Source organism: Pyrobaculum islandicum DSM 4184 (genome assembly GCF_000015205.1).
In the GTDB taxonomy this organism is placed as follows: Archaea; Thermoproteota; Thermoprotei; order Thermoproteales; family Thermoproteaceae; genus Pyrobaculum; species Pyrobaculum islandicum.
Genome location: NC_008701.1, coordinates 165,542 through 181,134, shown reverse-complemented (window position 1 = coordinate 181,134; position 15,593 = coordinate 165,542). Strand labels below are relative to the sequence as shown.

17 protein-coding genes and 2 pseudogenes are annotated in these 15,593 nt (G+C 51.2%); 7 read left to right on the top strand and 12 right to left on the bottom strand.

Annotation, left to right across the window (positions count from 1 at the left end; translation table 11 throughout):
- Nucleotides 1-14: 14 nt before the first annotated feature.
- A complete protein-coding gene (locus PISL_RS00975; protein ID WP_011761947.1) occupies nucleotides 15-275 on the bottom strand; it encodes a winged helix-turn-helix domain-containing protein in 261 nt (86 codons plus the stop codon).
- 51 nt (nucleotides 276-326) lie between these two features.
- A complete protein-coding gene (locus PISL_RS00970) occupies nucleotides 327-566 on the bottom strand; it encodes a hypothetical protein (RefSeq protein ID WP_011761946.1) in 240 nt (79 codons plus the stop codon).
- 152 nt (nucleotides 567-718) lie between these two features.
- Here PISL_RS00970 and PISL_RS11240 point away from each other — a divergent pair.
- Together PISL_RS11240 and PISL_RS00960 are read left to right on the top strand one after the other, a co-directional pair.
- Nucleotides 719-1,300, top strand: a pseudogene (locus PISL_RS11240) (zinc ribbon domain-containing protein); the annotation flags it as partial.
- Nucleotides 1,301-1,310: 10 nt separating this feature from the next.
- On the top strand, nucleotides 1,311-1,673 hold the full coding sequence (locus PISL_RS00960) for a hypothetical protein (RefSeq protein WP_011761945.1): 363 nt from the start codon (nucleotides 1,311-1,313) through the stop codon (nucleotides 1,671-1,673).
- Between the two features lie 7 nt (nucleotides 1,674-1,680).
- Here the strand turns inward: PISL_RS00960 and PISL_RS00955 are convergent, their stop codons facing one another.
- The 3 genes from PISL_RS00955 to PISL_RS00945 all read right to left on the bottom strand — a co-directional run bounded on the left by PISL_RS00955 (nucleotide 1,681) and on the right by PISL_RS00945 (nucleotide 3,843).
- Nucleotides 1,681-2,442, bottom strand: a complete 762-nt coding sequence (locus tag PISL_RS00955; RefSeq protein WP_011761944.1) for a hypothetical protein — start codon at nucleotides 2,440-2,442, stop codon at nucleotides 1,681-1,683.
- A 511-nt stretch (nucleotides 2,443-2,953) separates the two neighbouring features.
- On the bottom strand, nucleotides 2,954-3,277 hold the full coding sequence (locus PISL_RS00950; RefSeq protein ID WP_011761943.1) for a transcriptional regulator: 324 nt from the start codon (nucleotides 3,275-3,277) through the stop codon (nucleotides 2,954-2,956).
- A complete protein-coding gene (locus tag PISL_RS00945; RefSeq protein ID WP_053240240.1) occupies nucleotides 3,274-3,843 on the bottom strand; it encodes a hypothetical protein in 570 nt (189 codons plus the stop codon). Before PISL_RS00945 ends, PISL_RS00950 begins: the two co-directional genes overlap by 4 nt.
- A 91-nt stretch (nucleotides 3,844-3,934) precedes the next feature.
- Here PISL_RS00945 and PISL_RS00940 point away from each other — a divergent pair, with 91 nt between their 5' ends.
- Nucleotides 3,935-4,702, top strand: coding sequence for an ATP-binding cassette domain-containing protein (locus PISL_RS00940; protein WP_011761941.1), 768 nt, complete (start codon nucleotides 3,935-3,937; stop codon nucleotides 4,700-4,702).
- A gap of 2 nt (nucleotides 4,703-4,704) precedes the next feature.
- A complete protein-coding gene (locus tag PISL_RS00935; RefSeq protein WP_011761940.1) occupies nucleotides 4,705-5,553 on the top strand; it encodes a hypothetical protein in 849 nt (282 codons plus the stop codon).
- A 26-nt stretch (nucleotides 5,554-5,579) separates the two neighbouring features.
- On the opposite strand, the gene PISL_RS00930 is transcribed toward PISL_RS00935, so the two are convergent.
- The 4 genes from PISL_RS00930 to PISL_RS00920 all read right to left on the bottom strand — a co-directional run bounded on the left by PISL_RS00930 (nucleotide 5,580) and on the right by PISL_RS00920 (nucleotide 9,855).
- Entirely contained in the window at nucleotides 5,580-6,821 is a 1,242-nt protein-coding gene (locus tag PISL_RS00930; protein WP_011761939.1) for an ATP-binding protein, read from the bottom strand.
- Between the two features lie 380 nt (nucleotides 6,822-7,201).
- Entirely contained in the window at nucleotides 7,202-7,369 is a 168-nt protein-coding gene (locus PISL_RS10460) for a hypothetical protein (RefSeq protein ID WP_167827589.1), read from the bottom strand.
- A 489-nt stretch (nucleotides 7,370-7,858) separates the two neighbouring features.
- A complete protein-coding gene (locus PISL_RS00925; RefSeq protein WP_011761938.1) occupies nucleotides 7,859-8,527 on the bottom strand; it encodes an SAM-dependent methyltransferase in 669 nt (222 codons plus the stop codon).
- Nucleotides 8,512-9,855: a cobyrinic acid a,c-diamide synthase CobB gene (locus PISL_RS00920; RefSeq protein WP_011761937.1), complete on the bottom strand. Its 1,344-nt coding sequence runs from the start codon at nucleotides 9,853-9,855 to the stop codon at nucleotides 8,512-8,514. Before PISL_RS00920 ends, PISL_RS00925 begins: the two co-directional genes overlap by 16 nt.
- Before the next feature lie 108 nt (nucleotides 9,856-9,963).
- Between PISL_RS00920 and PISL_RS00915 the strand changes: the two genes are divergently transcribed.
- Together PISL_RS00915 and PISL_RS00910 are read left to right on the top strand one after the other, a co-directional pair.
- Nucleotides 9,964-10,872: a respiratory nitrate reductase subunit gamma gene (locus PISL_RS00915; RefSeq protein ID WP_011761936.1), complete on the top strand. Its 909-nt coding sequence runs from the start codon at nucleotides 9,964-9,966 to the stop codon at nucleotides 10,870-10,872.
- The gene (locus tag PISL_RS00910; RefSeq protein ID WP_011761935.1) at nucleotides 10,869-12,473 is read left to right on the top strand and encodes a (Fe-S)-binding protein; all 1,605 of its coding nucleotides are present in this window, start codon (nucleotides 10,869-10,871) and stop codon (nucleotides 12,471-12,473) included. Before PISL_RS00915 ends, PISL_RS00910 begins: the two co-directional genes overlap by 4 nt.
- On the opposite strand, the gene PISL_RS00905 is transcribed toward PISL_RS00910, so the two are convergent.
- The 3 genes from PISL_RS00905 to PISL_RS10455 all read right to left on the bottom strand — a co-directional run bounded on the left by PISL_RS00905 (nucleotide 12,470) and on the right by PISL_RS10455 (nucleotide 15,066).
- The gene (locus PISL_RS00905) at nucleotides 12,470-13,072 is read right to left on the bottom strand and encodes a hypothetical protein (RefSeq protein WP_011761934.1); all 603 of its coding nucleotides are present in this window, start codon (nucleotides 13,070-13,072) and stop codon (nucleotides 12,470-12,472) included. The two genes, PISL_RS00910 and PISL_RS00905, sit on opposite strands and share 4 nt — an antisense overlap.
- A 91-nt stretch (nucleotides 13,073-13,163) precedes the next feature.
- Nucleotides 13,164-14,579 carry a (Fe-S)-binding protein gene (locus PISL_RS00900; protein WP_011761933.1) on the bottom strand — a complete coding sequence of 472 codons (1,416 nt, stop codon included), beginning with the start codon at nucleotides 14,577-14,579 and terminating at the stop codon, nucleotides 13,164-13,166.
- 295 nt (nucleotides 14,580-14,874) lie between these two features.
- The gene (locus PISL_RS10455) at nucleotides 14,875-15,066 is read right to left on the bottom strand and encodes a hypothetical protein (protein ID WP_167827588.1); all 192 of its coding nucleotides are present in this window, start codon (nucleotides 15,064-15,066) and stop codon (nucleotides 14,875-14,877) included.
- A 51-nt stretch (nucleotides 15,067-15,117) separates the two neighbouring features.
- On the opposite strand from PISL_RS10455, the pseudogene PISL_RS10450 reads away from it, so the two are divergent.
- Nucleotides 15,118-15,456: pseudogene (locus PISL_RS10450) on the top strand (zinc ribbon domain-containing protein); the annotation flags it as partial.
- Nucleotides 15,457-15,593: the final 137 nt, after the last annotated feature.

Below are 15,593 nucleotides of genomic sequence, written 5' to 3'. Positions count from 1 at the left end.
TTGGTCGTTCAGAACTATGACAACTCTTCCTGCGGCTGATATATACATTTTACTATGTATTGTCTTATGATGCCTTTTCCTTTGTCGGTGATCTTCGCTACGGCTCTAACTCCCCTCTCGGTGATCGCCCTCTTGTACTCTATGTAGCCCTCCTCGGCTAGGATCTGGAGGTGTTCGTGGAGAGTGCTCTTGGGGATGTCAAACGCCCTCTGGAAGTCGGCGAAGGTTATGTAGCCGTCTACCACGTACAGAGCGATTAAGATACCGAGTCTCACGCCGTTTGAAAGAGCTCTATCTCTAAGGATCTCCTAGTCTGTCGAGGTCTGTCATGAGACGACCTCTAGGAGGGATTTGACTCCGGCGTATATCCAAATCAGCGAGAGGACGTAGAAAAGCACCTCGGCGAGGAGGGCCGGGGAGAAGGAGATTAGAGCTAGGTGGTCGAACCACTTGGCCTTTGCCTCAGCAATTCTAAAGAACTGGTAGGTGAAGTAGGCCACACCGGCGGCGTAGGTAGCTGCCAAAATAAGCAATAGATTCCTAAGGAGAGATATCAGCACTATCACGACTACGAAGTAAAGAAGAGGCAAGAGCCATAGTCTCGTGTCTCGGCGTGGTGTAGGGAGAGAGAAGCTTGTATGGCCTGTGCAGAACTTGTTGATCTATGCCGTGGGTATCGCAGTGGCGGTCATTGGCACAGCCCTCGAGATGAGGTGTTCCCCAAGTCGGGTTGGGGAGGTACTTCGTAAAGCAAGCTAAGGTGTTTTAGCGCGACGCAGTGTTCTACAGGGCGGTTCCGTTAAACGCTCGATTGAGAGTGGAAAATGAGAGAGACGTGAGTAGGGCCGCTTTTTAAAGAGCGGAATTGTCAGAGTGTGGAAGTTGGGCATACCGCCTTTTGCCGTCGAGTTGAAAAAGGGCGGTATCTCTTGGATAAGAGAGAGACTATAGGAGGGAGCCAAATTGAAGTTGGCGTTTTTTGGCGTAGAGAAGAGAGACGATAAGGAGGATCCTACCTACGGCGGCCTATATATCGCCCTGGTGTTCGCTAGAGAAGTCAAGCCAACGGAGCCCAAGGCCACCGTCGTCGACGTGAACCGCCTTGACCACTACATAAAGGTCGGCCTCGTATCTGCGACATCGTTATAAACGCCGCCGCGAAATCATAAAGCTGGCCAGAGAGCATCAAGCCGCCATAGTCGTAGACACGGTGGAGGACGAGAGTCACAGAGAACTGAAAGAGTGTAACGGAAACGGCATGAGGAAACACCTCCTAGACGGCCTCGGACAACTGAGGCGCTGCTAATGCCATGTTCAGCATAAGTTCTGTGCTCGGCTCGCTCACGCTAATATTAAGCATCGTCGAGCTACTTGGTTTTATTCTCCTGCCTAGAGTTAAGGCGGATCTCTTATGCAACTTGTCACTCGTCTCAGCCTACTACTTATTGCTAGCTGTAGTTGAGGCGCTCACTTACAATAACGTAATTGTCTCAATCACTTATAAGTTGATCTTACTTCCCTACTTCTTCCTCTGTCTCGATGTGAGAGAATTCACTATAGGGGTCTCGATCGTCTCGAGAGGCGCGAAGGTTGTGGAGTTTAAAAAATTATATAATCTGAGAATGTGTTTATGTTTATTGAGGATGCAGATAAAAAACTCCAGCCTCGTGTGATAATGTCTTAGAGCTTTTCGTACTCTCTACCCAGGAGCAACAGTATGCCCATCTCCTGGGCCTTTTTGCGTAGGTACTCAGCGACGTCTTGGCTCGCGAACTCAACTGCTAAGACCCTCATGTAGGTCTTTCTGCCGGTGAACCTCTCTGCCGCCCTCTCTGCCTCGAGCAGTTTTCCAATCTCCCTATCTGCCTCTTCGATGTTCCTCACCGCGATGGTCACCTCGCCGACCACCAACGGGTCGTAGCATATCAGATCCACCTCCTTAAAGCCGTCGATAGGCAACGTCACGTTGACTCTGACGTCGCACTCAATCCCCCTCTCCCTAAGCAGTAGGCTGACGACCCTCGCCGTGTAGTACTCAAAGCCGCCGCCCAAAGCCCTCCGGATGTCGTCAAGGGCGCTTATGAGCCACCTAAACTTATTTTCAGCCTCCTCCCACCTTTTCTCTTCTATTTTTACGAACTTGTTGAAGTCTTCTCTTAGTTTCTTTAGTTCTAGTTCGATCGTCTCGAACCTTCTATATGTCTCTTCCCACCGCTTGTTGTTTTCTTCCCACCTTTTGTTGTTCTCCTCCCATCTTCTGTCGTTTTCTTCCCACCTCGTTGCTTGCTCTTTGGCAAACCTATTGAAGTCCTCCCTCAGCTTCCTAAGCTCTTCAAGGACTGCGCCTAGCCCGATCAAGCCGGCGACAGCTAGCCTAAACTCCTCATCGCTCCTCAGCAGATCTAACACCACTCTCTTCAAGGCGTCGCGGTCAACGGACATCACACTTTGGTGTTGGTTCACTAAATAAATTGTTTTCCCTACCCTCTACGGCATTGTGCCCAAAGGCGCCCTTGGGGGCAGCTTGCCCGAGGCGCCCAGGTCAAGCTCCTGGCCCCAGACGGCTGGCTTCGCCCCCAACTCCTAGAAGAGTAGTGTAGGCGGTGGCGGCGAGTGAATTGTGGTGTAGGGGTATTGCGCCGGATTGCGGAGATACACGGCGGAAAGTCAGATCTCAAGGGGCTCCCTCTGCCCTCAGCAAGGGCGTCTCCAGCGTGTAGAGAGCCGCCGGGGGCGGTCGGTGGGGCGTACTCGGCGAGCAAAGCCCTGCGCTTTCGACGCAGGCGGTTTAGATGTAGATGTGCGCATTTACCGACGTGGTGGGGGCGCCTCACGAGGCACCTCGGCATGGTTAGAGGCGGGCCGTGTGCCGCCGGCCAAAACCCCGACTGGGGTATCTTGCTGTGGGGACGTGTGCGAGGGGGGCTTGGGCGCGGTGGCGAGGTACATACTGCTATGGGGGCTCCCCCTGCTTCTGGTATATGCGCCTTAGTAGGTCTAGGTAGCGCCTTACGATGCCCCTCCCCTTGTCGGTGATCTTCGCTACGGCTCTAACTCCCCTCTCGGTGATCGCCCTCTTGTACTCTATGTAGCCCTCTCTGGCGAGGATCTGGAGGTGTTCGTGGAGAGTGCTCTTGGGGATGTCAAGCGCCCTCTGGAAGTCGGCGAAGGTTATGTAGCCGTCTACCACGTACAGAGCGATCAGTATTCCCAGCCTCACGCCGCTGGAGAGCGCCCTTGTCCCCAGGAGCCTCATCAGCTCGTCGAACTCGGTCATTCCATCGCGTCGAGGAGGGACTTAATGCCGGCGTAGACCCAAATAATTCCGATGACGTAGTAGAGCGCCACGACGTATACGCCGAGTGGGAGAAGCACCGAGAAGGATATGAGGGCTAGGTGGTCGTACCACCTGGGCTCCGTGGCGTTGCTCCGGAAGAGGAGATACGTGAGGAGGGTTACGCTGGCGGCGTATGCGGCTGTGGTTGCGAAGGCCAGCGTTTTTATGAACGCCATGGCGAAGAGCAGGACGGCGAAGTAGGCTAGGATCATGATCGACCACGCGATCCCCCCCTTGCGGCGTCTCGATGGGAGTCTCATGGCCTTGAAAAAGGACGCAAAGATCCTCCCCGTGAGGACAATGTAGGGGACGGCGGCGGAGAGCGCAACTGCGGATTTGGGAGCTCCAGCGACTAGATTCTCCACGACGTAGTAGAGGACCACTGCGGCCATTGGGTAGGTGCCCCACGCCGCATAGTAAAGCCCCAACGCCTTCCTCAGCTCCCTTCTGAGGATCTCCCTCGACACCGCCAGGCTCTCCTCCAGAATTGCTCTTGTGGCATCCACCTCTCCAGGTAGAGCTCTATTTATAAGCGTCTCGCCAGTTCATAATTCTGAACTTCCGAGAGCTGTTTATATCGCCTTGTTCTCACCACACATGATTGAGATTAGGGGTGTGAAGGTGAGGGCGGGGACCTTCGAGGTCCTCGCGGATGGGGCTGAGGTGGTGGGAAAGGCGGTGCTTCTGGGGCCCAACGGCTCTGGGAAAACCACCTTGTTGAGGGCTGTAAGCGGGGTGATCCCCTACGAGGGTAGCATCAAGATCGACGGCGTTGAGGTGGACTCCGCCAGGGGGCTCCTCACAGTTTCGTCGAATCTCCCCGAGATATACCGTATTGCCTACGACGTGGCAGGGCTCCTGGAGGTGTTTGAGGACTTGAAGGGCGTTGACCGGGGCGAGTTCGAGGCCCTCATGGGGCGGTTGGGGCTGGGGCGCGAGGTCATGAGGAGGCCGGTGCACGCCCTCTCGGCCGGCCAGTGGTCTCTTGTGAGGCTCGCCCTCGCCCTGTCCTCTAGGCCGAAGACCATCTTGGTGGACGAGCCCTTCGAGAACGTGGATCCCGCAAGGAGAGGCGCTGTGTTGAAGCTTCTAGTGGAGCGCGGGGAGTCTGGAATCGTCGCCACCCACGACCTCGACGCCCTCAAGGCCATGAGGGGCTGGGACGCCTACTTCATGCTGGAGGGCAGACTCTACGGCCCCGTCCTAGTCGACGATCTGCTGGCCTCGGGGCTGGTCAGAGGGAGGGCCGGCGGCGCTCTTCTAACGCTTAAGGTCGGCGGCGTGGAGTACTCGGTAGTCAAGGGCGCCGGGGTTAAGTTCAGCGAGATGGGCACGGTGAACAAGATCTACGGCCTGGTGGAATAGCCATGGGCCTCGCCAGATATCTAGTGGTCAGGACGTTGAAGAACAGGTGGGTGTTGCTGTGGGGAGGTCTCTGGCCTCTGTTCTGGGTGGCGATGGGCGCGTTTATCTTCACCAAGGGCTTCGCCAAGTCGCCCTACGCCGCTCAGTACGCCAGGTCCTATGTCGCAGGCTGGCTCGACGGCGTTGTGATCACGGTGGTCGCCGCTGTGTCCGTAGCCCTGTTGTACTCCATGATCTACAGCACTGCGGCTGTGCCCTATCTGCTCCGCTTCGGGAGACTGAGGCCTTTGAAATACGTTGCCTCATACTACGGCGCGATGTTTACCACAAGCCTCATCTTAGTGGCGGCGGTTGGGGCGGCCAACTGGTTGCTCATGTGGCGCGGCTTAAACGACAGCGGGATCTCGGTCTCTCTAGCCGACGCCGCTCCAAAGGACGCGCTGGCTCTGCTCCATACGGCCGGGGCGGTGGCTGTGTTTACCGCGTTTGCGGCGGCTCTTCTGTTCCTCCTATCTCTCCTCGCGTTGAAGGCTGTTAAGGCGGCCAGCTGGCTCCCCTTCACCCCGCTGATCTTCAACATGCTCTTCTACTTCAGCTACCTCTATGTGGAGCAGAGTCCTCTATCTCTTGCGGCCAACCCATTCACGGCGGCCCAGGCCCTTATTATCACGGCATACGCCGGGCTAGAAAGGCCGTACGCCGCCATTGCGAGTTCAAACACCCTGGATGTGCCCGCCTGGGCGCTGGCGACAAGCATCTCGGGGTGGGCCGCCGCGTTGAGCCTAGCCGCGGCGCTTTTGGTCTCGAAGGTGAGATACGCCCCTCCCGAGCTGTTGAGAGAAGGGATCTGACCCTCCGCCGCCTGGCGGCCTAGTCGCTAGGTAGAGGCCGGCGACTTGGCCCAGCCGCCTAACAGCCACTGCCAGAGCGGCACCGCGTCGACTCTAAGGCCGCTCCGCGCGATCTGGCCCTCTAGGTCCCAGGTGATCAACAGCGGCCTTCCCCCAACGGCGGCCGCGGCCTCCGAGAGCGCGTCAAGCTCTCTTCTGTCGACCTCGTCGGGCGCCGAGGCGTAGGTCACCTGAATCAAGAGGGGCGGCTCGCCCTCCACCACGAAGTCCACCTCCCTCCTCCCCCTGTAGTAGTAGAACTTCGCGCCCCTCCGGAGGAGCTCCACAGCCACCGCCGCTTCCATCTTTCTGCCGATCTGCCCCTCGGGTATGTAGCCGGGATCCACTGGGTAGATCTTGTGGGGTTGCGTCAGCGGCGTCTTGCCGGGCCCCCACTTAGGGACGGCCACCACGTAGAAGGCCTCCTCGAGGTACTTTAGGTAGTTGGCCAGTGTCTTCTTGCTCTTCTCCAGCCCCAGGGAGGCCAGCCTCCTGTGGGCTGAGGATATGGAGAAGACGTTGCAGAAGCTGGACTCCACCATGGAGAGAAAGACCTCGAACCCCCTGGCGTCTCTGACCCTGTGTCTCTCCACGACGTCGCGGTAGACCACGGTGTCGCGGTATGTCCTCAAGAGCTCCCGCGCCAGCTGAGGCCTTAGGACGGCCTCGGGGTAGCCACCCCGTTCCAGGTACTCCCTCAGCGCGCCCAGCAGTCTGCCTCGGGAGGCCGGGGCGTGTCCCGCCAACGCCGGGATCCCCACGGCCTTTAGATACTCCCTGAAGGAGAAGGGCAGGAGGAGGCGGGATAGATACCTCCCCCTCAGTTCCGTCGGCACCTCCCTAGCGCCTAGTTTCGACGTCGAGCCGGCCACAGCCACCAGGTAGCCTCTGTCCAGCAGAGATCTAATCCACCTCCCCCAGTGAGGGACGTTCTGTACCTCGTCTAAGAGCAATAAATTGAAGTCCCCATGCTCTGCCAACGTCTTTAAAAACACACTGAAGTCCCTTGGTCTCAAGCCTACAAATCTCACATCCTCGAAGTTAATATAGAGCGACCTTCCGTGTCTCACTGCCAGTTGATACAAGAGGTACGTCTTCCCCGCGCGTCTCGGCCCAATTACGGCTGTAGCCAAGCCGGTCTCCAGAGGTACCTCCAGCTCCCTCTCTACCATGGGAGGAGGCTTCCAGCTAAGCCACTCTTCAATAACCTCTCTAAAGACGCGCTCCACAAAGTAGTATATACTCTAATTAAAATTTGTTTCTCGCGAGAAACAACATTCTGCAGAAACTGTTTCCTATAGGAAACAAAAAGACGCCGAAACATACCACAAGTCTTGCAACATATAAGGTTTAACTCCGTCTCGGCGCTATCTTGACATGGTTAACTGGCGGCAAACTACACCACTTGCCTGTGGTGCGGGTGGAGTAGGTTGTCCCCCTATCTCTCTCTTGGCCCCTCCCCGGGGGACTTAAGGGCCCGCCCCCGGTACACCGGGGCGAGGGGGCGGCTCACCGGGGGCCGGCCGCTGGTCGTTTGTTCCGTATCACTTTGCGCGCCCCGTCAGCCGCCCCAGGGGCCAAGTAGATGCCGTTCATGGGTGAGAAGTACTTACGAGGTTAAAAATGTGATGTCTCTATGCGCTCTGAGGTTGCTGACCACAGAGACGCTTGTGATGGCCATCAGACCCATGATTGCCACTCTAGCGTCGTTGGTTTGGTCAATTTCTAAAATTGTGGCAAAGGGTAGCGCAAGTATATCGAACGCAACGATGGGCACAAAAGGCGAAATGAAAAGCGGTAGCAGACACAAAACAGTCTCGAATTCACCGAATTCAGCCAAGTTTGGCGGAGAGTATGATAGAGTCAGCGCCATCCACTCTTTCGACTCACCTGTCTCACGTCGTCGCTGTCAGGCAGGTGAACCGAAGTAGTTGAAAGTATGTTTCTAACTTTTCTCCTCCGCGTCACGTGTGGACATGGGCCAAACCCAATACCTCACTGTGAAACAGTTTGTAAAGTTTATAGCACTAATACAACTACTTCTCGTATATATACCGTTCTCTAAAATAACACAGCCGCCATGATAATCATCAAAAAGAGGGCGCCCGCGGAGGGCAGTGTGCCGCCCGGCCCCACGCCCAAGACACCCTGGGTGCTCATGACTGCGTGAGCGAGGAGGAAGTTCCTAGGCGTGTCATTGGCGATAAGCACCTAGGGACAGAGGGCTATAGACCGTCTCTAGGCAATTTGCCTAACTCTGTGAGGGTTACATTTTTATACTCTTTGAAGATGTACATCTCTGTACTATGACAAGAGTTGGTCGTAGGCCTTTCTTTTCTCCTAAAACCTCAGGGGAGACTTCTTCGCAATAGCCGCCTAGGGACACTCCGACGCAGAGGTATACTCTCTCTGGGTTACAGACCTGAGCTAACACCTGGCTCACCTCTTGTAGTTTATCTCCCATCATAAATATAACCAGAGTGTCTGCCTTTATTTCTCTAAGTATGTCAGCTGAGAAATGTGGATATGACAACAGAGCTATATGTCTAAGATTTTCGCCGTCTGTAAGCTCTATCTGGAAGAGGGCGGCCGCGGCTGTAAAAGAGCTGACGCCAGGCACAATTTCGCAGGGCACCCCCCTCTCTCTTGCCATTTTACACACCTTGACCCCCCTCCCAAATATTGTGGGATCGCCGTTTTTTAAAATCACTACGTTTCTCCACCGCGCTTCTTCAATTAGAGCTTCTATAGCGGCGTCGTGTTCCACTCTCCTATGGCCAATTTTTACAACACGCGCCTTCTTGGCGATTTTCACCACCTCCTCTGGCACGAGGTCGCCATATGCCACCACGTCGGCTTCCTCAAGTAGCTCTCTAGCTCTAATAGTCAATAACTTAGGGTCGCCAGGGCCTGCCCCCACTACGTAGAGCGGCATAGCGTCCTCAACACGCTGTAGGTGTAGGGATGTATATGGAGATATTGTGCGTGCATATTGCCCTTTACAATGCCGTCTCTACCGCCGCCGATTCCAACCCCCCTCTCCAGCCTTATAGCGGTCTCTACCTCCTCCCTGAGGATAATCTTGGAGTAATGAAACTCGTGTCCCACAAGCCTAGTCCCCGGAGGGGCTATAGGCGTCCTCCTCTCCACCACGCCCCAAGCGTATCCCTTCCCTACCGGTCTCTTCATCATAACTGTTATGCCGTCTATCGCGCCAACCATCTCGTACTCCGAGCCCTCTACCACTATAGAAGAGGTAAGATACATAAGGCCACCGCATTCGGCATATACCTTGCCCCCCCGCTCTATAAATTTCAACAACGAGGATTTAAACGGTTTGTTACGTTCTAACTCTTCTGCTAGAGATTCAGGAAAGCCCCCGCCTATAAAAACCACGTCTACTTGAGGCAACTCTTGCATCTTCAGCGAGTCTAAAAACACCACCTCTCCCAGCGACTTAGCCTCCTCGAAGACCTCGGGGTAGTAGAAGGTAAAAGCTCTATCAAACACAATCCCAATTCTACACCCGCCCAAGCCCCCAGGATCTTCTTCTTTAATATCTACTGCAAAATCGCCGGCAGATTTGGCAATAGCAATAACGCCATCTAAATCTATATACGGCAACACATATTTTTCAACAACTTCAAAAATACGGGGGACATCCCCTCTTTCGCCCACTGGCGTAAGGCCGAGATGTCTATAGGAAAATACCTCTGCCAACTTCTCACTCTTAGGCACTGCGCCCAACACCTCCACCCCCTCCTCGGGGAGGGACTTCTTCAGCTTCTCCGCCTGACTCCTAGTGACGTTTGTTAAAACTACTCCCGGGATTTTAATCTCGGGGTCAAACTGCCTTAACCCCCTAACGATAGCCCTAAGAGTTCTATTTACTCTCTCCCCGTTTAACACTAACAAAACAGGAGCTTTCAACAGCTTAGCCACCTGCGCCGTGGAGCCGAGCTCAGAAACGCCGTCGAAGGAGTCGTAGAGGCCTAACACGCCCTCCACAACGGCAATGTCTGCGCCTCTTGAAAATTTTACAAAACGCTCCACCACCCCCCTCTCTCCCATCAACACCACGTCGAGGTTTCTGCTGGGCCTCCCCGCCGCCGCTGTGTGGTAGCTCGGGTCGATATAGTCAGGCCCAACCTTAAAGGGGGCAACTCTAAGCCCCTGCCTAAAGAGACCATATATCAATGCAAGAGAGATAATAGTCTTCCCAGACATACCTCTGAAAGATGAGATAACTACACGCGGGATCACATAAACTTCGAGTCTTCTATTATAAGAATTTGTTACACTGACTGCAGTAACAACAGTTTCATAAATTTGTGTAATAATATTTTTATCTTTAAATAAAGAGAGTCCGTAATGTCATATAATATAGAATCAATAATATTTTACACATCATATATAACATTTACAATATTTATAATAGGCATCATATATAAATGGAGTCGTTGGGCCTCTATGCCTATCCATCTCAGATGGGAGCTATATCCAGTTCCACATGAGAAAAAAGCTGAATACGGCGGTAGCTACCTAGAAGAAGTCGACTGGGCTAAAAAAACACGCGAAGTTACAAAAATAGGAGAGCTAAAAGAAATGTTAGAAGAAATGCTCTTTATAAAAAGAATATACCTAATGAATAAGAGACTATGGTTTTTATCATGGTTTTTCCATTTCGGAATATACTTAATATTAGTGTGGTTCCTTGCGCTTTTCCTCAGTGCGATAATTATGTCACTAGGTGTGCAAATACCTTCAAGCAACCCCTGGGCGTACTTCTTATACTATGTCACGTTGATAACCGGCGGTCTAGGCGCCATAATGACAATAATAGGTGGCATAGGGCTTCTCATTAGAAGACTGTCAGATCCCGTGCTGAGAGACTATACAACTTGGCCCGATTATTTAAACACAGTCCTAGTGTTAATAACTGTAGCCACAGGCCTAGCCGCTTGGATTTACGACCCTGCCTTTGACTTAGCTAGAAAGTTTATGCTAAGCCTAGTTACATTTTCACAACCCCCGCCCCTACCCACTATAACAACGGTGAATATAGCACTAATACAACTACTTCTCGTATATATACCGTTCTCTAAAATAACACACTTCATAGGAAAATACTTCACATATCACAAAATTCTTTGGGACGATGAGCCTAACACAGGCCAGTTAGACGGCAGAGTAAGTGAACTTTTAAAACTCCCATTGAGGTGGTCGGCGCCTCACATAAGGTCAGGAGAAACATGGGAGAAAAACGCAGCAGGGCTATGAGCCGTAAGGAAGTAGTTAAGATCAACGATATAAGCAAACCGGTCAAAAGGCTAGTTCAACTAAAGCTAGAAGATTTAATGCCCCTCCCGCCGCCCTACGACAAGTCAGGCTCAGAGCCCCCCTTAACAACGCCAAAGCCAGAGTGGGAAGAAACCTATGTAACAGAGCTTGACGGCTATATTGCTATAGATCTGCCGTGGAAGCCGAAGACTAAAGAAGAAGAGGAGAGACTTATACAGAAGTTTCTCGAAGGGCTGAAAAAGCTGACTTCTAGAGAGAGCAACTGGACGTTTCTCCAACCGCTACTCCTATCACTAGAATACTGTGCAAAATGTCAAAACTGTGCAGAGGCATGCCCCATATATATAGCCAGCGGCAGGAAAGATATCTATAGGCCGACATATAGAGCAGAGGTTCTGCGGAGGATATACAATAAGTACATAGCTAAAAAACCCGGAGGAGATATAGAACTAAATATATTCACCTTGATGAGACTTGCTGAACTGGCATATAGATGTACCTTATGTAGACGTTGTGTCCAAGTGTGTCCGCTTGGCATAGACAACGGCTTGATCGCAAGAGAGATAAGAAAATTATTCTCCCAAGAACTTGGCATAGCTCCGAAAAATCTCCACGAAAAAGGCACAGTACAACACCTAAAAGTAGGCTCATCAACAGGAATGACACCCAAGGCGTTGTTAAAAATGGTGAAATACATAGAAGACTTCATATACGAAAAAACCGGCAAGAGGATAAAAATACCCGTCGACCAGAAAGGTGCAGACATATTATTAATCCACAACGCCGGCGAATTTCTATCCTGGCCTGAGAACGTCGCTGCCTTCGCCATAATATTCGAAGAGGCGGGCTTAAGCTGGACGTTAAGTAGCGAGCCTCTGGGATACGACGTAGTTAACTACGGCGCATGGTACGACGACGTACAGTTAGCTAGAATAGCTCTAAAACATATAGAAATCGCCCGCAAGCTTGAAGTTAAGAAGATAGTAGTAGGAGAGTGTGGACACGCCACTAAAGCTCTCGTTGTGGTTGCAGACAGAATACTCACAGACGAGAACAGAATACCGCGGGAAAGCGCTCTGCCACTGTTGAGAGATATCGTCATGAGCAACAAGCTGAACTTAGACCCCTCGAAAAACAACTTTCCTGTGACTCTACACGACCCATGTAACATAGTGAGGCTTTCAGGTATTGTAGAGCCGCAGAGAGAGATCTTAAGGAAAATAGCACCTATGTTTAGAGAGATGGTGCCACATGGCGTGTATAACTATTGTTGTGGCGGTGGAAGTGGGTTTGCGATAATGCAGTCGTTAAACTTCCCCGAATGGAGAAATAAAGTTGCCAGCAGGATGAAGTTTAAACAGATACTAGAAGCATTCAAAGATGTATTAGATCCAAAAATACCGAAGTATGTATGTGCGCCTTGTTCCAATTGTAAAGGCGCTATCAGAGACGTATTAGCTCACTACAGAGCCACCGAGCTCTATAATATCCATTACGGAGGCTTAGTAGAACTAATAGTAAACGCCATGGTTGACTTAAAAGAGCCCTATCTAGACTTTCTTAAAGAAAAGAAATCTTAGCTTTTTTGAATCTCCAAAAATTCTCTCACCGCCAATTTTAACTTACACATTTCAAGTCCACAGTTACTATACCTACATGTACAAATCTCCGTGCCATTCCTTTTTACATACACCATATGCGGCGTCATTACTAACGTAATACCCAAAACGCCCGAGAGCGCTTTTAAAAATTTAGCTACAACACTATTTTCACAATGTAGAAGACTCCATACAAACAAATCGTAAATATCTTTTGGAGTTGTACCACCGTCTATAATAAGTGAGAGGAGTGTTTTTGCATCTCTCAAATCCATAGGAGGAGAGCCAAAACCCAGCTTTCTAAAGAATAGATACACATACTTGTCGTAGTCTTTTACAACTTTTAGAAAAGCTAACAACCCGCCAACTGTTGTTGAACATATTTTACCTCTCCCCGCCTCTTTACAGACTAGATAGTTACGTCTTTCTAAGACTTTGATATTTTTATAGAGGAAGGAGGGGTACACTCCAAGTTTCCGCATTATTTGATATGGCGTTAAACCCGGCTCTCCCCTAAGCTCCTCGCTAAGTACAGTGTCTAAAATTTTAATTGTAAAATGGTCGAGAGTTTCATATGCCATAATGTCGTTAAATAATTGAGCTGTAAATATCTTATTCTTATATTGCTTGTTGAGAAAGATAAAAAAGTATTTGTTGTGTACAAAATGTATACTAAATTACAAGTGCTCTATATACCAGATCCATCAGCCCGCCGTATGTTATATTACGTCCATATATTTTGTTAAGATCGCCAATTATACCATTTAGAGTACCTTTACACTTTGAACACGGTCTTACGACGTGTTGTGCGCCTGCGTTAATGGCGCATTCATACCATAGCTTTGCGTACTGAAGTCTCAAAGGCTTCATTTCATCTGCAAGCATGCCTGCTTGGCCGCCACAACACCAGTTGAGCTGACGGTTTTGTGGACATTCAACCCACTTCTTTACTACGTGGTTCATAATAAACCGTGGCTCTTCGTAAAGATCGCCGCCTCTACTGTATTGACACGGGTCTTGATACATATATACCTTATCTCCATTAGCCTCAGGATTCAGCTTTATTTTACCCTCTTTAATTGCCTTGACCACAAGGTGGTGTATGTGGTAGACTTTGATACCCTCTTTTTCAAGTCTTGGAGCTACCACGTTTTTAAACGCCCTCCAGCCGTGTCCACATTCACCAAATATCGCATATTTTACTCCGAGCTCTTTCGCAGCGTTGTAATATATGTTCCCAATATACTCCATATGTTTTTCGTGAGTCCACAATCCGAAGTTCGCCACCTCGCTACATCCAGTGTGGACGGCAAATCTTATTTTTACAGCGTTTAGAAATGTGAGATAACCTTTGAGAGTCTCTGTGTTGAGGAAAAGATCTGCAGAAGAAAGGAAGAGAATTGCTTCAGGCCACTCAGGGCTGTCTCTAGCTATTTCGCCAACTGCATTTTTACCAACAAACTTAATCATCTTCTTCTGGTCATGGCGGTATACATAGTAAGTAACCTCGACGCCTTTCTCAGACTTTATCTCTTCTGCAAAGTAGTTTAATATATTTATTGCAGCCGCCGGCGTTATCCTCATAGCATTACCAGTAGTCTCGTGAGCGTCTATTGTCATAGCCGCAAATCTGTTTACCATCCCAATTTCATACAACACGCCACGGACAAACCTAGTAATATCCGCTTGATCGATGCCGAAGGGACAGACATAACCGCACCTCCTACAGGTGAGACACTGCCAGTAGTAGGTGTATATCTCTTCAAGCTCGGCGTCTGTAACAGAGCCTTTCTTCAATACACGTCTAATAAGCTCAGCACGTCCCACAGGTGAGTTCTTTAGATCTTTAGTAGTCAGATAGGTTGGGCAGGCGTCTATACATGCACCACAGTGTACACATGTATCTACTGCGATTTTGATATTTCTATTTTTCTTATACTCCTCTCTAAGTCTATCTAGGAAGTATTTATACTTGTCCTCAGGGATTTTAAGCCCGATACGCTCGTGAAGCTTCTTAACTAAAGACTCCGGGGCTTTAAGAGGCTTAATAGCCGAAGTATCTCCCAACTTAAACTCTGCCGCATGCATAACTGAAGCTACTTATTTATTATTTCTCTCTTCTTATTCAACTATGAGAAATTTACCGCCCATCAGGACGGGGGCAGATTACAATTGAAAACCTCGCCCCTCGGCACCTTGGTACAGAAGTCTGTATGTGTTCATAGGCGTATGTGGCGTGGGAGAGAAAAGCCAGTGTTGTGTTGACGGTGTGTGAAAGGTGAAACGGTGCGACACACCTGGGTTTCAACGTGAAACTCAGGTGAGGCGTTTTGATTTGTACAGACCTAGGGGAAGTGAGTTAAAAACGGGTTTACGGCGGTTCTCACGGCGTCGCCGCCAACGCCACGATGGGTATTGTCAATTGAACAAGACTTGGGGTGGCAACGGCGGCGTATGACGCCGGCGAGGTCGGCAAGTTGCTAGCGACGGCTCTGGCTGCGAAGGTCAACAACATGCCTCCCAACGCCGCCTTTACGACGGCGCCGCTCAGTGCCACCGCTGCCGTGGCCAACACGGCGGGCGTCGCGTATATGGCCGTCTCTAGTTGGCTCGTACTGGAAGGGGCAACGCCGCCCGCGAGATCATAAAACTGGCCAGAGAGCGCCAAGCCGCCGTCGTAGTTGATGCAGTGGAGGAGAGCTACCGGGAGCTGAAGGAGGGGAGCGGAGAGAAGAAACACCTCCTAGACGGCCTCGGCCAGCTGAAGAGGCGCAGTGGTACGGCATTCCATATGTAGAGGTGCGACTCTACAGCACGGTCTGCCCCGTTGTGGAGCTAAGATGGCGGAGGAGAGGGGCCGCGTAATGCGTTGCCCCACCTGCGGCTTCTCAGACAACAGAGACAACGCCCCCATGACATGGTGGAGAAGAGGTACTGGGGGCTAGAAACAACCCCCCGGCGACCACCACCTAACCCCCCAACTACACATGAACAACGCCGGCCCCCCGGCGGCAGACAAAGAAAATCAACAACCCACAGCCACATAAGACCCACCCCCACCCCAACACACCCAAAACAGACCCCCAAGCCCCCCAGGGAGAG